We start from the raw sequence: 2,596 nt of genomic DNA, 5'->3' as shown, positions 1-2,596 counted from the left end.
GCCTCGTTCGCGCGCGGGCAGGGCGGCTCTCAGCCGCTGCTCGTCCATCCGCAGCCCGGGGCCGCTCACGGGTACGTACGCCGTGGCCGCGCCGCGCGAACGCGCGTACTCGCGCAGGCCGTTCACCGAGTTGTGGTTGTCCAGCGACATCACCAGCCTGCTGCGGCGGGTGAAGGGGTACGCCTCGCCGACCAGTCGCAGCGCGCCGGTCGCGTTGGCGGTGAAGATCACGGCGTACTCGGCCGGGTCCGCGTTGAAGTGGCGCAGCACCGCGCGGCGGGCCTGGGAGAGCAGCTCTCCCGAGGCGCGGGAGGCCGGGCTCTCGGAGTGCGGGTTCCCGAAGACTCCGCCGGTGATGCGGGCGGCGCTGCCCCGCACGAGCGAGGTCGGTGGAAGGCCCGCTCCCGTGTGGTCGAGGTAGGTGTGCCCGCCGGCGTCGAGGTAGTCGAAGTCCTCGTCCCGTAAGTCCGCCAAGTCCCCTGCGTCGGCGTCGCCTTCGGGTATGTGGCCGGTGGTCTGCGCCTTGTCCACTGATCCTCCCGCATGAGAGGCCCGGCCCGTCCCCGAGTCCTGGGCCGGGCACGGTCTCCCAACATCATGCTGCTGTTCGTCCCGGTGGGAAGGGGTTGCCGGGAATCGGCGCGATCGTGCCGCTCGGACCGGAGCGACCCGGTCAGAGGGTGCCGACGGGCTCGGCCAGGACGGTGGTGACTCCGCGTGCGCGCAGTTCGGCGAGGATGCCGGGGTCGGCCGTGTCGTCCGTGACCAGGGTCCAGCCCTCGGGGAGGGTGGCCCAGGCGTGGAAGGGGCGGCGGCCGAGCTTGGCCGCGTGGGCGAGTACGTAGACGTGGTCGGCGCGGCGGGCCATGAGCTCCTTGAGGCGGGTCTGGCGCAGGTCCGCCTCGCAGATCCCGTGCTCCGGCGACACGCCGTCGGTGCCGAGGAAGACCCGGTCGAAGGTGAGCCGTTCGAGGGCGGCCTCGGTCAACGGGCCGACGAAGCCCTGGCTGAGCGGTCTGAGGGTGCCGCCGAGGCATTCGACATGCACCGTCTCGACGTCGGCGAGTTCCTGAAGCGCCGTCAGTCCGGTGGTCGCGATGGTCACGTCCTTGGCCGTACGCAGTTCGTGTGCGAGCGCGCCGACCGTGGAGCCCGCGTCGAGGAGCAGGGTCTCGCCGGGCTGGACCTGGGCCGCCGCCCAGCGGGCGATGGCACGCTTGGCGTCATAGGCCTCGCCGGTGCGCTGGCGCAGCGAGGCCTCCGGGTGCGCGGACAGGGCCATCGCGCCGCCGTACGTACGGGCGAGCCGTCCGTCGGTGGTGAGCCTGGCGAGGTCGCGGCGGATGGTGGAGGCCGTCACGCCGAACAACTGGGAGAGTTCCTCCACGCTGGTCAGGCCGGTGCTGGTGGCGAGTTGGACGATCCGGTCGCGCCGGGCCTTGGAGCCGATCGCAGACATCAGTCTCTGTCCTCTGGTGCCGATGGTGCCGATGGTGCCGACGGGCCGGGGTCAGCGGGCGGCGGCCGGAGCGGATGACATCTCGGCGGCCTGGCGCAGCGCCTCGACCATGCTACCGGCCTCGGCGCGGCCCGTTCCTGCGATGTCGAAGGCGGTGCCGTGGTCGACGGACGTGCGGATGACCGGCAGGCCCACGGTGAGGTTGACCCCCGCCTCGATGCCGAGGACCTTCACCGGGCCGTGGCCCTGGTCGTGGTACATGGCGACGATGAGGTCGTAGTCGCCGCGGCCGGCGAGGTAGAAGGCGGTGTCGGCGGGGAGCGGGCCGCGCGCGTCGATGCCGTCGGCGCACAGGACCTCCAGGGCGGGGACGATCTTCGTCTCCTCCTCTCCGTAGCCGAACAGACCGTTCTCGCCCGCATGCGGGTTGATTCCGCACACCCCGATCACGGGCGCGTCGACTCCTGCTCGGACCATCGCGTCGTGGCCGCGGCGCACGGTGCGCTCGACGAGTCCGGGCTCGATCCGGTTGACGGCGTCGATCAGACCGATGTGCGTGGTGACGTGGATGACCTTCACCTTGGGCGTGGACAGCATCATCGACACCTCCTCGACGCCGGTGAGACGGGCGAGGAGTTCGGTGTGTCCGGGGTAGAGGTGTCCGGCGGCGTGCAGGGCCTCCTTGTTGAGGGGCGCGGTGCAGATGCCGTGGACGTCTCCGTTCAGGGCGAGTTCGGCGGCGACCCGGATGTACTGGTACGCAGCGTCGCCGGCCTTCGCCGAGAGGGCGCCCCAGGGGAGGTCGGCCGGGAGCAGGCCGAGGTCGACGACGTTGATGCGGCCGGGCGTGAACTCGGCCTGGGCGGGACCGTCCACGGGCACGATGTCGCAGGTGACGCCGAGGATGCGGGCCGCCTCGCGGAGGCGTTCGGCATCGCCGATGACGACGGGACGGCAGCCGCGCAGGGTGTCGGCGTTCAGCAGGGCCGGGACGATGACCTCCGGTCCGATGCCGGCGCCGTCGCCCATGGTCACCGCGATGATCGGGAGCGGACGTCCGGCGGTGCCGGACTGCTCGGCGGGCGCGGCGGTGGGGGCTGCGTTCACGTGGGTTCTCCTAGCGGGGCGGGCGGGACG

3 protein-coding genes are annotated in these 2,596 nt (G+C 72.1%); all 3 read right to left on the bottom strand.

Annotation, left to right across the window (positions count from 1 at the left end; genetic code table 11):
* A partial coding sequence (locus O3Q52_RS51790) for an aminotransferase class V-fold PLP-dependent enzyme (RefSeq protein ID WP_269655354.1) occupies nt 1-531 on the bottom strand: 531 nt, incomplete at its 3' end.
* A gap of 142 nt (nt 532-673) precedes the next feature.
* Nucleotides 674-1,459 carry a DeoR/GlpR family DNA-binding transcription regulator gene (locus O3Q52_RS51785; protein ID WP_269655353.1) on the bottom strand — a complete coding sequence of 262 codons (786 nt, stop codon included), beginning with the start codon at nt 1,457-1,459 and terminating at the stop codon, nt 674-676.
* Nucleotides 1,460-1,510: 51 nt separating this feature from the next.
* Nucleotides 1,511-2,566 carry a 4-hydroxythreonine-4-phosphate dehydrogenase PdxA gene (gene pdxA, locus O3Q52_RS51780; protein WP_269655352.1) on the bottom strand — a complete coding sequence of 352 codons (1,056 nt, stop codon included), beginning with the start codon at nt 2,564-2,566 and terminating at the stop codon, nt 1,511-1,513.
* Nucleotides 2,567-2,596 lie beyond the last annotated feature (30 nt).

Origin of the sequence: Streptomyces sp. ActVer, from assembly GCF_027270795.1 — a bacterium.
Taxonomy (GTDB): domain Bacteria; phylum Actinomycetota; class Actinomycetes; order Streptomycetales; family Streptomycetaceae; genus Streptomyces; species Streptomyces umbrinus_A.
This window is presented reverse-complemented; position numbering and strand designations above follow the sequence as displayed.